This is a genomic window from Streptomyces sp. NPDC051963 (assembly GCF_044593495.1).
GTDB lineage: Bacteria > Actinomycetota > Actinomycetes > Streptomycetales > Streptomycetaceae > Streptomyces.
On the sequence record NZ_JBIUCC010000011.1, the window covers coordinates 54,546 to 72,748 of the forward strand.

The following is an 18,203-nucleotide window of genomic DNA, read 5'->3' on the forward strand; positions in this document are numbered from 1 at the left end:
AAGGCACCAACGCGGAATGAAGCGGATTTCATCCCTCCGCAATATCCGCAGGGATTCGGCGCAGGATCAGATCGCAAGGGTCAGATGCGGACGCGGAGGTCGTAGAACCGTGTCGTCTGCACCGGATTCTGGTTGTCGTCGCTGACCAGCAGTACCTTCAGGCGGCCCTTGCTCCAGCCCGTGACCGCCATGCCCTCGATGTTGTCGAGGAGCGGGTTGGGCTGGGGCTGCCCGGCGGTCGCGCCCAGTGACGGACAGTTCACGATGTCGGCGAGGAGGGTCTTCTTGACCAGGCGTACGTCCTTCTGGCCGGCCAGGGTGTCGATGCCGCTGGTGTCGGTCGCGCGGCGCGGGTCGGCGAGGTAGAGGCGGACCGTGTTGCCGACGCCGGCGGTGAAACCGCGCTCCAGGACGAGGAGGCGGCCGTCGGGCAGCGCGGTGACCTCGGGGACGCCGAGGCCGGTGTCGGCCTGGTAGGCGTACTGGGCGCCGAGCCCGAAGGTGCCGTGATGCCGCTTCCAGGTCTGCCAGCGGACGGTGCCCGCCGAGTCGCCGGAGAGCGCGTACTCCATCGACGCGAGCAGGGTGCGGCCGCCGCGGAACATCGTCAGTCCCTCGAAGGTGCCGTTGCCGACACCCCGGCCCGCCGGGGCGACCTGGAGGGAGCCGGGCACGGGAAGGCGGTCGAGGATCTCGCCGTCCCGCGAGTACCGGCGTACGGACGGCTCGGTCTCGGAGCTGATCAGCCGGGTCCCGTCGCGCTCCACGACCAGGCCCTCGGAGTCGAGCGCCGCGCCCTTCTCGTCGGCGAGCTGGACGACCGACGTCGGCTGAAGCGTCCTGCGGTCCAGCGTGAACAGCGACGAGCGGTCCGACACCGCGGCGAGGTCGCCGTTGCGATCCACGGCGAGCGCGGAGAAGTTTCCGACGTAGGTGCCCTGGTACGTCGTCCCGTCCAGGGCGTCGGAGAAGCCCTGGATGGAGACGGAGGGCGAACAGGCGTGATTCTCGCCCGCGTTGGCGGGTCCGGCGGCGGTGAGGCAGGTGGCCGCGGCCAGGCCGGCGGTGGCGGTCGCAAGTACGGTTCTCAGGCGCATGGGCGTCACCGTAGGGCGGGTCGGTGACGGACGGGAGACCACCAGGCGTCAACTGTGGACGCGGTGCCCGCGGAGTCATAGGCAGCGGAGGCCCGCCCCGGTCGAATGGCTGTACGACCAGGTAGCATCGCCGCGTGGACACTTACTGGCACGCCGTTACCCCCCCTCCCTGCGCCTGATCGGGCGCAGACGCTGAGGATTTGATCCCCGGCCCCGACCGACCCGCACCGGGCGGTGAGGGGCCGTCGTCGTGCGCCCGTTTCGGACCGGAGCGCTCCGCTGGAAGCAGGAGCCTCGCCTGCGGGTCCGTCGTGGCTGGTCGCGCCCACGCGGCGGAGCCGCATATTGACACAGCCCCGCGCCCCTTCGGGCGCTCCGAACCGCACCGGCCTTCGCCAGGCCCGCCTCGTCCCAGACGCCTCGACGACGGAAGACCACACCTGTGCCGAACCGCACTTCCACCCTGACTCCCGCGCGCCCTCACACACCGCGCGCCCGTCTCCTCGGCGGCCCCGCGCCCATCCTCATGTCGGCCGTGCTGTGGGGCACGACGGGAACCGCCAGTTCCCTGGCCCCGGCCGGCGCACCCGCGGCGGCGATCGGCTGCGCCGGTCTCACCCTCGGCGGCCTCCTGCTGTTCCTCACCTCACGCGGCGCCCGCTCACTGCCCGCCGGCTGCACGCGCAGCGAACGGTGGCTGCTGGTGCTGGGCGCGCTGGCGGTGGCCGGGTATCCGGTCACCTTCTATCCGGCGGTGGCCCGGACCGGCGTGGCGGTGACCACGGTGATCGCACTCGGCAGCGCACCGGTCTTCGCCGGACTCCTGGCCTGGATCACCGGACAGTCCCGGCCCACGGCACGCTGGACGGTCGCCACCGCGGCCGCCGTGCTGGGGTGCACGCTGCTGGTGCTGGGCCCCGAACTCACCGGACATGCCACACCGGTGGACCTGACCGGCGTCGGGCTCGCCGCGGGGGCCGGACTGACGTACGCCGTCTACTCGCTGATCGGCGGCCGGCTCATCACCCGCGGACACGCCTCCGACGCGGTGATGGGCGTGCTGTTCGGCGCGGCCGGGCTGCTCGTCCTGCCGCTCGTGCTGCTGGTGGACGCGCAGTGGCTGACCACCGCGCGCGGCGCCGCGGTGGCCGGCTACCTCGCCCTGTTCACCGTCGCGCTCGCCTACCGGCTCTTCGGGTTCGGACTGCGCCACACCCCCGCGTCGACGGCCACGTCGCTGACCCTGACCGAGCCCGCCGTCGCAGCGGTCCTGGGCGTCGCCGTCCTCGGTGAACGCCTGCCGGCGGCCTCCTGGGGCGGGCTGGCCGTGCTCGCGCTGGGGCTGGTGTTCATCAGCGGTGACACGGGCCGGTTGAAGAAGCGCTGAACCAACCATGACCTGGCCCTTGGTCGATTCACAGCCGAGGGCCAGGTACGGCACAGCGCGCGCCCACCCCCTCCATGCAGGCTGCCGCTCGTGACGTCTGCCACTGATCCTCTCCCCCACACGACCGTGACCCCCGAACCGCCGCCGCCGGCAACCCCCGCGGCGCCCCCGGACACGGCACCCCGCTGGTCACTCCCCGCGCTCGTCGCGATCATGATCCTGGCGGGCGTGCTGTACTCCTGGAACCTGTCGTCGTCCAACCTCAACAGCTTCTACAGCGCGGCCGTGCTGAGCGGTACGCAGAGCTGGAAGGCGTGGTTCTTCGGCTCGTTGGACGCGGGCAACTTCCTCACCGTCGACAAGCCGCCGTTCGCGCTGATGGTCATGGGCCTGTCGTGCCGGATCCTCGGCTACGGCACCTGGCAGATGATGGCGCCGATGATCGCGGCGGCCCTCGGCACGATCTGGATCGTGCACTCCTCCGTGAAGCGGGTCTGGGGCCACGCCGCGGCGACCGTCGCCGCCCTCGTACTGGCCCTCACCCCGATCACGGTCGCCATCAACCGGGACAACAACCCCGACACCCTGCTCGTGCTGCTGATGGCCGCCGGGGCCGCACTGACCCTCCGGGCCACCCGGGACGGCAGGCTGCTGCCGCTGCTCGGCTCCGCGGCCTGCTTCGGGCTCGCCTTCAACACGAAGATGCTCCAGGGCTACATCGCACTGCCCGTCGTCTTCGCGGTCTACCTCTACGCGGCCAGGCCGAAGCTCGTGAAGCGGATCGTCAACCTGGCCCTCGCGGCCGTCGTCCTGGCGGTCTCCAGCTTCTGGTGGGCGGCCGCGGTGTCGCTGGTGCCCGCGTCCGAACGGCCCTACATCGGCGGCTCCACGGACGGCACCGCCTGGGACCTGATCATGGGCTACAACGGCCTCGGCCGGATCCTCGGCGGCGAGGGCAACGGCGGAGGCGGCGGGGGCGGGGGCGGGGGCGGGGGCGGCTTCTCCGGTACGGCGGGACTCGGCCGTCTCTTCAACGACATCCTCGGCGGCCAGATCTCCTGGCTGATCCCCTTCGCCGCGATCGCCTGCATCGGCGGCCTGGTCCTCTGCGGCCGCGCCCCGCGCACCGACATGACCCGCGCCGCGCTGGTGATGTGGGGCGGCTGGACCGCCCTGCACTACCTGACCTTCGCGATGGCCGAGGGCACCATGCACCCCTACTACACGACCGCGCTCGCACCCGGCATCGCGGCGCTGTGCGGAGGCGGCGGCCTGATGCTGCTGCGCGCCTTCCGCACCGACAAGCGATGGGTGTGGGTGCTGCCGGCGGGCCTGGCGGTCACCGGCATCTGGGCCGTCGTACTGCTGCGCCGCGCCTCCGACTGGAACACCTGGCTGTGGCCCACGGTCGCGGTCGTGATGGCGCTCGCCATCGTCGGACTGTTCGTGTTCCGCTCCGGCAACCGCTCACGGCTGCTGGCGGCGTCCGTGGCCGCGGCGATCGTCGCGGCGGTCGCGGGCCCGGCGGCCTACGCCTGGTCGGTGCCGTCCGGCTCCGGAGGCGGCATGGGCGGTACGAATCCGACGGCCGGCCCGTCGACGGGCGGCGGCTTCGGCGGTGGCCCCGGCGGGGGCGGCGGCGGGGGCGGGCGCGGTGGTTTCGCCGGCGGCGACATGCCGGGCGGCGGCCAGCAAGGCGGGCAGCAGGGCAGCCAGCAAGGCGGCCAACAAGGCGCCCAGAACGGACAGGCTGCCGGCGGCTTCCCGGGCGGAGGCACGCCCAGCGGAGCGCCGAGTGGGGCGCCCGGCGGCGCGATGTCAGGCGGTGCGCCACAGGGCGGCACGCAGCAAGGCGGCGGCTTCCCCGCCGGCGGCATGGGCGGCGGAGGCGGAGGTGGCGGCGGCATGGGCGGCGGTGCCGACACCGAGCTCATCTCGTACCTCAAGAAGCACCAGGACGGCGCCACTTGGCTGCTCGCCGTCTCCAGCTCACAGAGCGCGGCCCAGCTCATCGTCAGCAGCGGTGAGCCCGTGATCTCCATGTGGGGCTGGTCGGGCTCCGACAAGGCGATGACCCTCGCCAAGCTCAAGGAGCTGGTGAAGAAGGGCGAGTTGCACTACATCCAGATCGGCAGCGGAGGGATGGGCGGCGGCCGCGGCGGCGACTCCAGCCTCTCCACCGAGGTGACGGAGTGGGTGCAGAAGAACGGCACGGCGGTGAAGGAGAGCGAGTACAGCTCCAACTCGTCGAGTTCTTCGAGCTCTTCTGATTCGTCGAGCACGTCGGATTCCTCAAGCACCTCGAACTCCTCGACCGCCTCGACCTCTTCAACCGCCTCGATCTACCGCTTGGACCCGTCGGACGTCAGCTGAGTCCCGGCACCCAATGGCCCCCGACCTCCCGGTCGGGGGCCGTTTTGGTACGTCAACTCGCGTAGACAAAGGGCAAATTGCCGGTCCCGGTCATCTGATCGACATGTACAAGTCATTTACAGGGCTGCATGCTCATGCCACGCTCCCGTCTGCCGCCTCCATTCAACCCGCGTAGATGGGACCCCCTTTATGCTGGCGACACGCATCCGCCGCTGGAAGTCAGTGGCCCTGACGACGGCAGCCGTCCTGGTCGGTTTCAGCGCCCCCGCGCTGACCGCGACCCCGGCCGCGGCCACCACCACCGCGTACGACACGACGTACTACAAGAACGCGGTCGGCAAGACGGGCACCAGCCTCAAGTCCGCGCTGCACACGATCATCAGCAGCCAGACCAAGATCTCGTACTCCGCGGTCTGGAACGCGCTGAAGGCGACCGACCAGGACCCGAACAACAGCAACAACGTGATCCTGCTGTACAGCGGCGTCTCCCGGGCCAAGTCCCTCAACGGCGGCGACGTCGGCGACTGGAACCGCGAGCACACCTGGGCCAAGTCCCACGGCGACTTCGGCGAGGCCACCGGTCCCGGCACCGACCTGCACCACCTGCGTCCCGCGGACGTCCAGGTCAACAGCATCCGCGGCAACCTGGACTTCGACAACGGCGGCAGCGCGGTCACCAACGGCGGCGGCAGCACCGTCGACTCCGACTCCTTCGCGCCGCGCACGGCGGACCGGGGCGACGTGGCCCGCATGATCCTCTACATGGCCGTGCGCTACGAGGGCGACGACGGCTTCGCCGACCTGGAGCCCAACGAGAAGGTCGGCAACGGCAGCAACCCCTACATGGGCAAGCTCTCCGTCCTCAAGGCCTGGAACGAGGCGGACCCGCCGAGCGCCTTCGAGGAGAAGCGCAACCAGGTCATCTACGACACGTACCAGCACAACCGCAACCCGTTCATCGACCACCCGGAGTGGGTCGAGTCGATCTGGTAGTCCCGGTCGGCCCTACAGATGCGTGGGCGCGAACATCCGCAGCACCGCCGGCAGGACGACCACCGACGGCCCCGATGCGGCCAGCGCCTTCGCCAGGTCCGTCTCCAGGGTCTCGGGGGACGTACGAACCCCCGGGACCCCGAAGGACTCCGCAAGCGCGACATAGTCCGGCCGCGTCAGCTCCGTCGCCGTCGCCTCGCCGAACGCGTCGTTCATGTACTCGCGGAGGATGCCGTAACCGCCGTCGTCGACGATCAGCCAGGTGACGTTCAGGTCGTACTGCCTGGCCGTCGCGAGCTCGGCGATGGAGTACAGCGCGCCGCCGTCGCCCGACACCGCCAGCACCGGGCGGGTCGGGTCGGCGGCGGCCGCGCCGAGCGCCGCCGGGAAGCCGTAGCCGAGGCCGCCGGCGCCCTGGGCGGAGTGCATGTGGTTGGGGCCCTTGGCGTCGAACGCCGACCAGGCCCAGTAGGCCAGGATCGTCATGTCCCAGAAGGACGGGGAGTCGGCGGGCAGCGCCCTGCGCACGGACGCCAACACGTCCTGTTCCAGGGTGAGTTCCTGGGCGGCGATGCGCTCGGTCACCTTCGCGAGCACCGTTCGCACGCGCTCGGGGGCAGCGGAGTCGGAGCGCTCCCGCACCGTCTCCAGCAGCGCCTGAAGCGCGAGCCGCGCGTCCGCGTGGATGCCCAGTGCCGGGTGGTTGGACTCCAGCTTGCCGAGGTCCGCCTCGATCTGGATGACCCGGCCGCGCGGCTTGAACGTGTGGTAGTTGGACGACACCTCGCCCAACCCCGAGCCCACCACCAGGAGGACGTCCGCGTCCTCCAGGAAGTCCGTGGTGTGCCGGTCCTCGATCCAGGACTGGAGGGACAGCGGGTGCTTCCAGGGGAAGGCGCCCTTGCCGCCGGGGGTCGTGACGACCGGCGCCTGGAGGACCTCCGCCAGCTGCTTCAGCTTGCCCGAGGCGTCCGCCCGTACGACTCCCCCGCCCGCGATGATCGCCGGGCGGGCCGCGCGGGACAGCAGGTCCGCTGCCACCGCGGTCAGTTCGGGGCGTGGAGGCAGCTCGTCGGGGAAGGCGTCGCCGCCCGTGACCACCGGGATCGAGGTCTCGGCCAGCAGCACGTCCTGCGGGATCTCCACCCACACCGGGCCGTGCGGAACCGTCAGCGCCGACTTCCAGGCCGCCTCGATCGCGGACGGGATCTGGGACTGCGTACGGACCGTGTGGACGGACTTGACCACGCCCCTGAACGAGGCCGCCTGGTCGGGGAGTTCGTGGAGGTAGCCGTGGCGGCCGCCGCCCAGCCCAGCGGTCGGGATCTGGCTGCTGATGGCCAGGACGGGGGCGGAGGCCGCGGCCGCCTCCTGGAGTGCGGCGAGCGACGTCAGCGCGCCCGGCCCCGTCGACAGCAGCAGCGGTGCCGCCTCGCCCGTGATCCGGCCGTACGCGTCGGCCGCGAACCCGGCGTTGTTCTCCACCCGCAGCCCGAGGTACCGCAGGTCGCTGCGGCGCAGCGCGTCGAACATGCCCAGCGCGTGCTGGCCGGGCAGCCCGAACACCGTCGTCGCGCCGAGCCCGGCCAGCGTCTCCACGACCAGGTCTCCGCCGTTGCGGCCGGGGGGCGGGTTCAGTGCGGCCGAGATCTGCGCCTCGGTCGGACGGAGTACCAGGTCGTGGTCGTGGGTCACTTGGCTTCCGAGTCCTTCCGGGCCGCCGCGATCTGGCGCGACATGATGGTCGTGAGTTCGTACGCCGTGTGGGACGCGGCCACCGACGTGATCTCGGCGTGATCGTACGCGGGCGCCACCTCGACGACGTCCGCGGAGACCAGGTTGCAGGAGGCCAGGCCGCGCAGGATCTCCAGCAGCTCCCTCGACGTCATGCCGCCCGCCTCGGGCGTCCCCGTGCCGGGCGCGTGGGCGGGGTCCAGGCAGTCGATGTCGATGGAGATGTACAGCGGGCGGTCGCCGATGCGCTGCCGGAGCTGGTCGGCGACCTCGTCGACGCCGCGCCTCATGACGTCCGCCGACGTGACGATGCCGAAGCCCATCTTCGCGTCGTCGGTGAGGTCCTGCTTGCCGTACAGCGGGCCGCGGGTGCCGACGTGGGAGAGGGCGGAGGTGTCCAGGATCCCCTCCTCCACCGCCCGCCGGAACGGCGTGCCGTGTGTGTACTCGGCGCCGAAGTACGTGTCCCACGTGTCGAGGTGGGCATCGAAGTGCAGCAACGCCACGGGCCCGTGCTTCTTGGCGACCGAGCGCAGCAGCGGCAGCGCGATGGTGTGGTCGCCGCCGAGGGTCATCAGGCGCGCGCCCGTCCCCAGCAGTTCGTCCGCCGCCGCCTCGACCGTCTCCACGGCCTCGTTGATGTTGAAGGGGTTCACCGCGATGTCCCCGCCGTCCGCGACCTGCGCCAGCGCGAACGGGGACGCATCCTGCGCCGGGTTGTACGGGCGCAGCAGCCGGGACGCCTCGCGGATCGCGTTGCCGCCGAAGCGGGCGCCCGGCCGGTACGAGACGCCCGAGTCGAACGGCACCCCGACCACGGCGACATCGGCGCGGCCGACCTCGTCGAGGCGCGGCAGCCGGGCGAAGGTCGCGGGTCCGGCGTACCGCGGGATGCGGGAGGAGTCGACGGGGCCGCGGGGCGTCTCGTTACTGCTCATGGATGGATGCCTTCTTTCCTGCACTTCATCACGTATGTACGACTCTACTGGTGGGCCGGAACCCGGTCGGACACGAGTTCGGGTGCCCGCCCGGCGAGACGCTCGCGCCAGGCGGCGAGTACGGCCGCGTCGGTCGGCTTGGTCGCCAGGGACACGACGACGTAGGTGGCCAGGGAGGACAGCAGGCCGTAGTAGATGGGCTCGTTGGCGAGGATGCCGTACGTCGCCATCAGACCGATGACGGCGAGACCGCCGACCACGACGGAGGCGAGCGCGCCCGGGGCCGTGCCCCGCTTCCACAGCAGTCCGCCGAGGATCGGGACGAGGAGTCCGCCGACGAGCAGGTTGTACGCCACGGTCAGCGCCTCGACGACGTTGTTCAGCGCGATGGCCGTGGCGATCACCGCGAGGCCCATGATGAGGATGAAGGCGCGGTTGTCCTTGACCTCGTCACGGTCACCGGAGGTGACCTTCCCCCGCAGCCGCGACCAGATGTCGTTGTTGGCGACGGTGGCACAGGCGATCAGCGCGCCGGAGGACGTCGACATCACCGCGGCCAGGGCGGCGGCCAGCACCAGTCCCCTGACGCCGACCGGGAGTTCGTCCTTCACGATGGTCGCGAAGGCGTCGTCCGGGCTGCCCAGCTTCGGGTAGAGCACCTTGGCCGCCGTACCGATGACGGCGCCGGCGAGGGCGTACGCGAGGCAGTACGTTCCCGCGACCGTGCCGCCCCACTTCGCCGTCCGGTCGCTGCGCGCGGTGAAGACGCGCTGCCAGATGTCCTGACCGATGAGCATGCCGAAGGTGTAGATCAGCACGTAGGTGAAGATCGTCTCGCCGCCGATGCCCAGCGGGTCGAAGTACTCGGTGGGCAGCTTCGCCTTCATCTCGCTGAACCCGCCCGCCTTGACGACGGCGATGGGCAGCAGGAGCAGCAGCACGCCGATCGTCTTCACCACGAACTGCACCATGTCGGTGAGGGTGATCGACCACATGCCGCCGAGCGTCGAGTACGCGACGACGATCGAGCCGCCGAGGATGATCGCGACGGTCCGGTTCATGTCGAAGAGGACGTCGAAGATCGTGGCGTACGCGATGGTGGAGGTCACCGCGAGCATCAGCGTGTACGCCCACATGACCACGCCGGAGATGACGCCGGCCCGGCCGCCGTAGCGCAGGTCGAGCATCTCGGAGACGGTGTAGACCTTGAGGCGGGCGATGCGGGCGGAGAAGAAGACGGACAGGGCGAGCAGGCCGAGGCCGATGGTGAACACCATCCACGCGCCGGACAGCCCGTACTGGTAGCCCAGCCCCACACCGCCGATGGTGGACGCGCCGCCGAGGACGATCGCGGCCATGGTGCCGGAGTACATGGTGGGTCCGAGGCGGCGCCCGGCGACGAGGAACTCGCTCTTGGACTTGGCGCGGCGCATGCCCCACCAGCCCATGGCCAGCATGCCGGCCAGATAGACGACGATCACTGTGTAGTCGATGGCCACAGGGCCCTCCTTCGGTCGGTCTCGCCGGCGGGTGCTGAGGACTGACCCTAGGTGGCCGGAAAGCGACTGCGAAGTGTACGTTTCATCCATTCAAGGTGCCTTGAGTGGAGGGAACGCACACCATGCCGGACCCCGCCGTTCCGCCCACGCCACCCGTGCCCCTCGCGTCCCTCCTGGCCCGCGAGGACCTCGCCCTCCGCCAGATCGCCGGGCCCTCCGACCCGGACATCGTCATCCACTGGGCGCACACCTCGGAGATGGCGGACCCGTACCCGTATCTGCTGGGCGGCGAACTCCTGCTGACCGCCGGTGTGCACATTCAGGACGCGGCGGGCTCGGGCACGTACTTCGACGACTATGTGTCCCGGATCGTCGCGGCGGGCGGCGCGGCCCTCGGCTTCGGTGTGGCGCCGGTGCACGACACGGTGCCGCGGGCGCTGGTCGCGGCCTGCGAGGCGTACGAGCTGCCCCTGGTCGAGGTCCCGCCGCAGACCACCTTCTCCGGCGTGGCCCGCGCGGTCTGGCAACTCATGGCCCAGGCCCGCCTTGCGGAACTGCGCCGCGTCACCGAGGCCCAGCAGAGCCTGGCCGCCGCCGCTTCCCGCCCCGACCCGGTCCCGTCGGTACTGCGCCAGCTCGCCCAGCGGGTCGGCGGACGGGCCGTGCTGTACGGGCCGGACGGCGGGACGATCGCGGAGGCCGGGCGCGGTCCGGGGAGCGAGGCGAGAGCAGCCCTGGCGGAGCTGGCACAGGTCGTACGCCCGACAGGCACGGCTCCGCCACGACCGCAGCCCGGCGCCACGGCCGCCGCCGACCGCCCGCTCGGTGCCCCCGGCGCGGGGGCACGCGCCGACCGCACGTCCCCTGGCCGCCCAGCCGGTGAGCCCCGCGGCACAACAGGAGCCGACCGCACGCCGCCAAACCGCCCGCCCGCCGAGCCCGGCGCGGCGGCACGAGCCGATCGCCCACCCGCCGGTCCCGGCCGCCCCACCTCCGCCACGGACACCGTCGCCGGTACCCACCTCGCCGCCTACGCCCTCGGCTCCGGTCAGGGATTCGTCCTCGGTGTCGCGGCCCCGCAGCGCGACCCGGGTGATCACACCATCGCCTCCGTCGCCGCGGTGCTGCTCACCCTCCTCACCGGTGAACACCACAGTGGGGCGGGTGCGGCGCGGTCCTCCGCGCTGGTGCGGCTGCTGCTGGGCGCCCCACCCGAGGAGGTCGCGTCGCTGCTGGGCGGTGACAGGTGGCTGGTCGTGCATGCGCGGCCCGACGCGCACGTCCCCGACGCGGTCGCCGCCTCCGCGCTGGGCGCCGCGCTGGGGTCGCCGTTGGTGGACCTCGCGCGGGATGTCGTACGAGTGCTCGTGCCGGCTCGTGAGATCGAACCGCAGCCCGGCTGGACGCTGGGTGTCAGCGCGCCCGGCGGGCCGCAGGAGTGGCCGGCCGCCGATACCCAGGCGGCCCGTGCCCTGGCACGCGCGCGGGCCACCCGCACGGCCCTGGTCCGGCACGGCGCCCGCACCGGTCTGACCGAGCTCGTCCCCCAGGACGAGGCCGAGGCACACGCCCGCACCCTCCTCGCCCCCGTCGCCGCCACCCCGGCCCTCACCGAGACCCTGCGCACCTGGCTTTCCCTGCACGGGAGTTGGGACCGTACGGCCGTCGCGCTGTCCGTGCACCGCAACACCGTGCGGCAGCGGATCGCCCGGTGCGCGGCGCTCCTCGAAGCCGACCTGGACGATCCCGACGTACGCATGGAACTGTGGTTCGCCCTGCGGAAACGGTGAGTGACGCACGTCCCAGCGTTCGGGACGTCGGGTGTTCGCACAGAGGTCTGCTTCACAATGGTTCCCATGCCGATACCCGGGACACCCAGCCGCGCCGAGCTCGTCGACCACCTCGTGAAGACCCGCATCGCGGGCGACGTGGCCACGCCTCGTGAGAACAACCTCTCCCATTACCGCAAGCTGGCGAACGGCGACCGGCACTACTGGCTCGGCCTCGAGCTCGGGGAGCGCTGGACCGACGAGCAGGACGTGCTCGCGGTGATGACCGAGCGGGTGGGTGTGAACGACGACCCGGAGCACCGGTACGGCCAGGACACCATCGACCCCGAGCTGACGGTCGACGCCCTGGACCGGATGGCGGCCCGGCTGCGCAAGGCGGCGGACGGCGAGCAGCGGGTGCTGTTCGCCACCGGCCACCCCGGCGGCCTGCTCGACGTGCACCACGCCACGGCCGCCGCGCTGCGCGGGGCCGGCTGCGAGATCGTGGTGATCCCGGAGGGGCTTCAGACGGACGAGGGATACGTCATGCAGTTCGCGGACGTGGCGATGCTGGAGCACGGCGCCACGCTGTGGCACACCCATTCCGGCGATCCGATGCGTGCCATCCTCACGACCCTCGAACAGGAGGGCCGCCCGCTGCCCGACCTGGTCGTCGCCGACCACGGCTGGGCCGGTTACGCCGCCCAGCACGGCGTCGACTCCGTCGGTTACGCGGACTGCAACGACCCGGCCCTCTTCCTCGCCGAGTCCGAGGGCACCCTCCAGGTCGCGGTCCCGCTCGACGACCATGTGCTCAGCCCGCGTTACTACGACCCGCTGACCGCGTATCTGCTGGCGGAGGCCGGGCTGGCCTGAGCCTCGGGGAGAAGGGGAAGGGGGGACCTGCGCTCAGGGCGGGCTCAGGGCGGGCTCAGGGCCAGGGGTTGAGCCCCTCTTCCCGCCGCTGCGCGTGGCCCGGCGTCGGATCCAGATACACCCGGCTCACCGCGGGGAACGCCTCCCGCAGCCGCTGCTCGGCCTGCTCGCAGGCCCACTCGATCTGCGCGGCCGTCGAGATGTCCCGGAAGTCGATCTTCGCGGCGACCAGCGCCTCCCGCGGTCCCTGCACGAGCGTCGTCAGCTCCAGTACGGCCTCGATGTGCTCGACGGCCAGCAGCTCGGCGCGGATCCGCTCCCGGATGGGCTTCGGCAGCGGGCGGCCGATGAGGAGCTCGGCGTTGGAACGGCCGAGGACCCAGGCGACGTACAGCAGGAGCAGGCCGATGCAGAGGGAAGCGATGCCGTCCCATACGCCCGACCCGGTGAGCTGTCCGCCGAGTAGTCCGCCCGCCGCCAGCAGCAGGCCCGCGAGCGCGGCCGAGTCCTCCAGGACGACGGCCTTCACGGCGGTGTCGGGGGTGTGGCGGAGGTAGACCTTGAACGGCGCGTTGAAGCGGGCCGCCTCGCCGCGCGCCTGCTTCAGACCGGTCCGCAGGGAGTAGCCCTCCAGCAGGAAGGCGAGGGCGAGCACGATGTACGACGCGAGCGGGTCGCCCAGCTCCTCGCCCTGGACCAGGGTGTGGATGCCGTCGTAGATCGAGAAGACGGCGCCGCCGACGAAGGTGGCGACGGCGGCGAGCAGCGCCCAGATGTACCGCTCGGGGCCGTAGCCGAGCGGATGTTCCTCGTCGGCGGGTTTCTCGCTGCGCTTGAGGGCCGTGAGCAGCATGAGCTCGGTGACGGTGTCGGCGACGGAGTGCGCGGCCTCGGAGAGCATCGCGCTGGATCCGCTGATGACGCCGGCGACGGCCTTGGCGGCCGCGATCCCGAGATTGGCGAGGGCGGCGACGACGACCGTGGTGGTGCTCTCGCCGCCGCCTTCCGGTGAACTCATGTCCCTCAGTGTGGTCGAGGGGCGCGGACGACGCCCTCCTGTATCACCGAGATCGCGAGGTTTCCGTCCTGGGTGTAGATCCGGGCCTGTCCGAGGCCGCGGCCGCCGTGCGCGGAGGGCGACTCCTGGTCGTACAGCAGCCACTCGTCGGCGCGGAACGGGCGGTGGAACCACATCGCGTGGTCCAGCGACGCCCCGACGACATCGCCGACGGCCCAGCCGCCGCGCCCGTGCGCGAGGAGGATCGAGTCGAGGAGCGTCATGTCGGAGACGTAGGTGGCGAGGACGACGTGCAGGAGAGGTTCGTCAACGGCGCCGCCCAGCTTGCCGTTGGTGCGGAACCAGACCTGGGAGTGCGGTTCGCGCGGTTCGCCGAACTTCCCGTACGGCGGTTCCTCCGCGTAGCGCAGGTCGATGGCCTCGCGGGCCTCCAGGAACTTCTCGACCACCGCCGGGTCGAGGTGGTCGTAGCCGCGCAGCCGTTCCTCGGAGGTGGGCAGCGTGGCCGGGTCGGGGGCGGCCGGCATGGGGGTCTGGTGCTCGAAGCCCTCCTCGTGCCGCTGGAAGGAGGCGGAGAGGGCGAAGATCGGCTGTCCGTGCTGGACGGCGACGACGCGGCGCGCGGTGAAGGAACGGCCGTCGTTCATCCGGTCGACCGTGTAGACGATCGGCGCGCCGGCGTCGCCGGTGCGCAGGAAGTACGCGTGGAGGGAGTGGGGGAGACGGTCCTCGGGGACCGTCCGCCCAGCGGCGACCAGCGCCTGCGCCGCGACCTGTCCGCCGAAGACTCGGGGGATGACGGCGGAGCGGGACTGGCCGCGGAAGATGTTCTCCTCGATCTGCTCGAGGTCGAGCAGATCGAGGAGACTCTGAAGTGCCTGACTCATGCAGTCTTTTCTACTGGTCAGTAATTTCCGGAACCTTACGGGTCCGTGTCCTGCGGCCTGCTTACAGGCCCATGTCCTTCGCGATGATCGTCTTCATGATCTCGCTGGTGCCGCCGTAGATACGGTTGACGCGGTTGTCGGCGTACAGGCGGGCGATCGGGTACTCGTTCATGAAGCCGTAGCCGCCGTGCAGCTGGAGGCAGCGGTCGATCACACGGTGCGCGACCTCGGTGCAGAACAGCTTGGCGCTGGCGGCCTCGGCGGGGGTGAGCTCGTCCGCGTCCAGGGCCTCCAGGGCGCGGTCGACGACGGCCTCGGCCGCGTCCACCTCGGCCTGGCAGGCGGCCAGCTCGAACTTGGTGTTCTGGAAGGAGGCGACGGGCTTGCCGAAGACGGTGCGCTCCTGCACGTACTCCTTGGCGAACCGGACCGCGGCCTTGGCCTGGGCGTAGGCGCCGAAGGCGATGCCCCAGCGCTCGGAGGCGAGGTTGTGGCCGAGGTAGTAGAAGCCCTTGTTCTCCTCGCCGAGGAGGTCCTCGACGGGCACCTTGACGTCGACGAACGCGAGCTCGGCGGTGTCGGAGGTCTTCAGGCCCAGCTTGTCGAGCTTCCGCCCGATCGAGTAGCCCTCGGACTTGGTGTCCACGGCGAAGAGGGAGATGCCGAAGCGGCGGTCCTCGGCGGTGGGCGCGGACGTCCGGGCGCAGACGATGACACGGTCGGCGTGGACGCCACCGGTGATGAAGGTCTTGGCGCCGTTGAGGACGTAGTGCGTGCCGTCCTCGCTCAGCTTGGCGGTGGTCTTCATCCCCGCGAGGTCGGACCCGGTCCCCGGCTCGGTCATCGCCAGGGCCCACATCTCCTCGCCGGAGACGAACTTCGGCAGGAACCGCTTCTTCTGCTCGTCGTCGGCGAGCATCTTGATGTACGGCAGACCGAGCAGCACGTGCACACCGGAGCCACCGAACTGGACACCCGCGCGCGCCGTCTCCTCGTACATCACGGCCTCGAACTTGTACGAGTCGATGCCGGCGCCGCCGAACTCCTCGTCCACGCGGATGCCGAAGATGCCGAGCTCGGCCAGCTTGTAGTAGAACTCGCGCGGCGCCTGGCCGGCCGCGAACCACTCGTCGTAGACCGGCACGACCTCGGCCTCGATGAAGGCGCGAAGGGTCTCCCGGAACGCCTCGTGATCCTCGTTGAACACCGTACGACGCACGGTCGCCTCCTCCACCACCGGTACCTGTCTAAGCGCTTGCTCACCCAAGGTACCGGCGAGTACGAAGCCACGTCCAGACCGGCCCGTACGTAACGCTCGTCACGCCCCCGCCGCCCCGAACGCTCCCCGAGCCATCCGATGCAGCAGCTCCGCCGTCACCCCGCGCCCCGGCAGCGCCCCCGGTCGCCCCAGATGCGGGGTCGAGTTCAGCAGGCCGAAGACCGAGTGGACCGCGGAGCGGGCCGTGGGTTCGGTCAGGCCCGGGTAGACCTTGCGGACCACCTCGACCCACAGCTCGACGTACTGCCGCTGGAGCTGCCGTACGAGCTTGCGGTCGCTGTCGCGCAGGCGGTCCAGCTCGCGGTCGTGCAGGGTGATGAGGGGACGGTCGTCGAGGGCGAAGTCGATGTGGCCCTCGATGAGGGAGTCGAGGAGCGCGTCGGGGTCGCCGTCCGTCTCGGCGACCCTGCGCTTGCCGCCCGTCAGCAGCTGGCCGCTGATGCCCACCAGCAGCTCGGCGAGCATCGCGTCCTTGCCCGCGAAGTGCCGGTAGAGGCCGGGGCCGCTGATGCCCACCGCGGCACCTATCTCGTCGACTCCCACGCCGTGGAAGCCGCGCTCGGCGAAGAGTCGAGCCGCCTCCTTGAGGATCTGCTCACGGCGGGTGGGGGCGTCGGTTCTGGAGGCCATGAAGGTAATTCTAGACAGGGAGGTTAGCGGTCGTTAACCTGAAGGAAATGCGTTAACGCTCATTAACAATGTGAGGGGACCGCAGGATGCAACAGGCACCGGAGCTCCACAGCGCGGCAGACCCCGCGTCGGAGGCCTGGCGGGCCAATGAGGCGGCGCAGCTGGCGCTCGTCGAGGAGCTGCGCGGCAAGCTGGCCGCCGCCCGGCTCGGCGGCGGCGAGAAGGCCCGCGCCCGCCACACCGCACGCGGCAAGCTGCTGCCCCGCGACCGGGTCGACTCCCTCCTCGACCCCGGCTCACCCTTCCTGGAGCTGGCCCCGCTGGCGGCCGACGGGATGTACGACGGACAGGCCCCGGCGGCCGGTGTCATCGCCGGGATCGGGCGGGTCGCCGGGCGCGAGTGCGTGATCGTCGCCAATGACGCCACCGTGAAGGGTGGGACGTACTACCCCATCACCGTGAAGAAGCATCTCCGGGCGCAGGAAGTGGCCCTGGAGAACCGCCTGCCCTGTCTCTATCTGGTCGACTCCGGTGGTGCCTTCCTGCCGATGCAGGACGAGGTCTTCCCCGACCGTGAGCACTTCGGGCGCATCTTCTACAACCAGGCCCGGATGTCGGCGGCCGGCATCCCGCAGATCGCCGCCGTCCTCGGCTCGTGCACGGCCGGCGGGGCGTATGTCCCCGCGATGAGCGACGAGGCCGTGATCGTCCGCAATCAGGGGACCATCTTCCTCGGCGGGCCCCCGCTCGTGAAGGCCGCCACCGGTGAGGTCGTCACCGCGGAGGAGCTCGGCGGCGGCGAGGTCCACGCGCGTGTGTCCGGTGTGACCGACCACCTCGCGGAGGACGACGCGCACGCGCTGCGGATCGTCCGCACCATCGTCTCCACGCTTCCCGCGCGCGGGCCGCTGCCCTGGACCGTGGAGCCCGCCACGGAGCCCAAGGCCGACCCGTACGGGCTGTACGGCGCGGTGCCCGCCGACCCCCGTACTCCGTACGACGTCCGCGAGATCATCGCGCGCGTCACCGACGGCTCCCGTTTCTCCGAGTTCAAGGCCGAGTTCGGGCAGACCCTGGTCACCGGCTTCGCCCGGATCCACGGCCACCCGGTCGGCATCGTCGCCAACAACGGCATCCTGTTCTCCGAGTCCGCCCAGAAGGGCGCCCACTTCATCGAGCTGTGCGACCAGCGCGGAATCCCGCTGGTGTTCCTCCAGAACATCTCCGGGTTCATGGTCGGACGGGACTACGAGGCCGGTGGCATCGCCAAGCACGGCGCCAAGATGGTGACGGCGGTCGCCACGACCCGGGTGCCGAAACTGACCGTCGTGGTCGGCGGCTCGTACGGCGCGGGGAACTACTCGATGTGCGGCCGCGCCTACTCCCCCCGCTTCCTGTGGATGTGGCCGGGCGCCAAGATCTCCGTCATGGGCGGCGAGCAGGCCGCGTCCGTCCTCGCGACCGTCAAGCGGGACCAGCTGGAGGGCCGCGGCGAGTCCTGGCGACAGGACGAGGAAGAGGACTTCAAAGCGCCGATCCGTGCACAGTACGAGCGCCAGGGGAACGCTTACTACGCCACCGCCCGCCTCTGGGACGACGGCGTCATCGATCCGCTGGAGACCCGGCAGGTACTGGGCCTGGCCCTGACCGCGTGCGCAAACGCGCCCCTGGGCCAAAAAGATCCAACACAGACCCAGTTCGGCGTCTTCCGGATGTGAGGGAA

General features: G+C 71.0%; 14 protein-coding genes. 6 read left to right on the plus strand and 8 right to left on the minus strand.

Annotation, left to right across the window (positions count from 1 at the left end; genetic code table 11):
- Window positions 1-80 precede the first annotated feature (80 nt).
- Entirely contained in the window at window positions 81-1,097 is a 1,017-nt protein-coding gene (locus ACIHFB_RS38830; protein ID WP_365283048.1) for an esterase-like activity of phytase family protein, read from the minus strand.
- Window positions 1,098-1,539: 442 nt separating this feature from the next.
- On the opposite strand from ACIHFB_RS38830, the gene ACIHFB_RS38835 reads away from it, so the two are divergent.
- The 3 genes from ACIHFB_RS38835 (at window position 1,540) to ACIHFB_RS38845 (ending at window position 5,850) form a co-directional block, all read left to right on the plus strand.
- Complete coding sequence (locus tag ACIHFB_RS38835; RefSeq protein WP_365283050.1) at window positions 1,540-2,484, plus strand: EamA family transporter; 945 nt, start codon at window positions 1,540-1,542, stop codon at window positions 2,482-2,484.
- A 90-nt stretch (window positions 2,485-2,574) separates the two neighbouring features.
- Window positions 2,575-4,857 carry a glycosyltransferase family 39 protein gene (locus ACIHFB_RS38840; RefSeq protein WP_365283052.1) on the plus strand — a complete coding sequence of 761 codons (2,283 nt, stop codon included), beginning with the start codon at window positions 2,575-2,577 and terminating at the stop codon, window positions 4,855-4,857.
- 189 nt (window positions 4,858-5,046) lie between these two features.
- Window positions 5,047-5,850, plus strand: coding sequence for an endonuclease (locus ACIHFB_RS38845; protein WP_365283054.1), 804 nt, complete (start codon window positions 5,047-5,049; stop codon window positions 5,848-5,850).
- Window positions 5,851-5,862: 12 nt separating this feature from the next.
- On the opposite strand, the gene ACIHFB_RS38850 is transcribed toward ACIHFB_RS38845, so the two are convergent.
- Genes ACIHFB_RS38850 through ACIHFB_RS38860 form a run of 3 tightly spaced genes read right to left on the minus strand, consistent with a single transcriptional unit; the run spans window position 5,863 to window position 10,021 of the window.
- Window positions 5,863-7,545, minus strand: coding sequence for a thiamine pyrophosphate-binding protein (locus ACIHFB_RS38850; RefSeq protein ID WP_400129372.1), 1,683 nt, complete (start codon window positions 7,543-7,545; stop codon window positions 5,863-5,865).
- Window positions 7,542-8,522, minus strand: a complete 981-nt coding sequence (gene speB / locus ACIHFB_RS38855) for an agmatinase (protein ID WP_365283058.1) — start codon at window positions 8,520-8,522, stop codon at window positions 7,542-7,544. Before speB ends, ACIHFB_RS38850 begins: the two co-directional genes overlap by 4 nt.
- Before the next feature lie 44 nt (window positions 8,523-8,566).
- Window positions 8,567-10,021 carry a sodium:solute symporter gene (locus tag ACIHFB_RS38860; RefSeq protein ID WP_365283060.1) on the minus strand — a complete coding sequence of 485 codons (1,455 nt, stop codon included), beginning with the start codon at window positions 10,019-10,021 and terminating at the stop codon, window positions 8,567-8,569.
- A gap of 122 nt (window positions 10,022-10,143) precedes the next feature.
- Between ACIHFB_RS38860 and ACIHFB_RS38865 the strand changes: the two genes are divergently transcribed.
- Together ACIHFB_RS38865 and ACIHFB_RS38870 are read left to right on the plus strand one after the other, a co-directional pair.
- On the plus strand, window positions 10,144-11,811 hold the full coding sequence (locus tag ACIHFB_RS38865; protein WP_400129477.1) for a PucR family transcriptional regulator ligand-binding domain-containing protein: 1,668 nt from the start codon (window positions 10,144-10,146) through the stop codon (window positions 11,809-11,811).
- Between the two features lie 66 nt (window positions 11,812-11,877).
- Window positions 11,878-12,666, plus strand: a complete 789-nt coding sequence (locus ACIHFB_RS38870) for a phosphatase (protein WP_365283062.1) — start codon at window positions 11,878-11,880, stop codon at window positions 12,664-12,666.
- A gap of 55 nt (window positions 12,667-12,721) precedes the next feature.
- Here ACIHFB_RS38870 and ACIHFB_RS38875 read toward each other — a convergent pair whose 3' ends face one another.
- The 4 genes from ACIHFB_RS38875 to ACIHFB_RS38890 form a co-directional block, all read right to left on the minus strand.
- A complete protein-coding gene (locus ACIHFB_RS38875) occupies window positions 12,722-13,684 on the minus strand; it encodes a cation diffusion facilitator family transporter (protein ID WP_365283064.1) in 963 nt (320 codons plus the stop codon).
- Between the two features lie 5 nt (window positions 13,685-13,689).
- Window positions 13,690-14,571, minus strand: coding sequence for an acyl-CoA thioesterase II (locus ACIHFB_RS38880; RefSeq protein WP_365283066.1), 882 nt, complete (start codon window positions 14,569-14,571; stop codon window positions 13,690-13,692).
- Between the two features lie 61 nt (window positions 14,572-14,632).
- Window positions 14,633-15,790, minus strand: coding sequence for an acyl-CoA dehydrogenase family protein (locus ACIHFB_RS38885; protein WP_365283068.1), 1,158 nt, complete (start codon window positions 15,788-15,790; stop codon window positions 14,633-14,635).
- A 99-nt stretch (window positions 15,791-15,889) separates the two neighbouring features.
- A complete protein-coding gene (locus ACIHFB_RS38890) occupies window positions 15,890-16,480 on the minus strand; it encodes a TetR/AcrR family transcriptional regulator (protein WP_365283070.1) in 591 nt (196 codons plus the stop codon).
- Window positions 16,481-16,566: 86 nt separating this feature from the next.
- Between ACIHFB_RS38890 and ACIHFB_RS38895 the strand changes: the two genes are divergently transcribed.
- Window positions 16,567-18,198: a carboxyl transferase domain-containing protein gene (locus tag ACIHFB_RS38895; RefSeq protein WP_365283072.1), complete on the plus strand. Its 1,632-nt coding sequence runs from the start codon at window positions 16,567-16,569 to the stop codon at window positions 18,196-18,198.
- Window positions 18,199-18,203 lie beyond the last annotated feature (5 nt).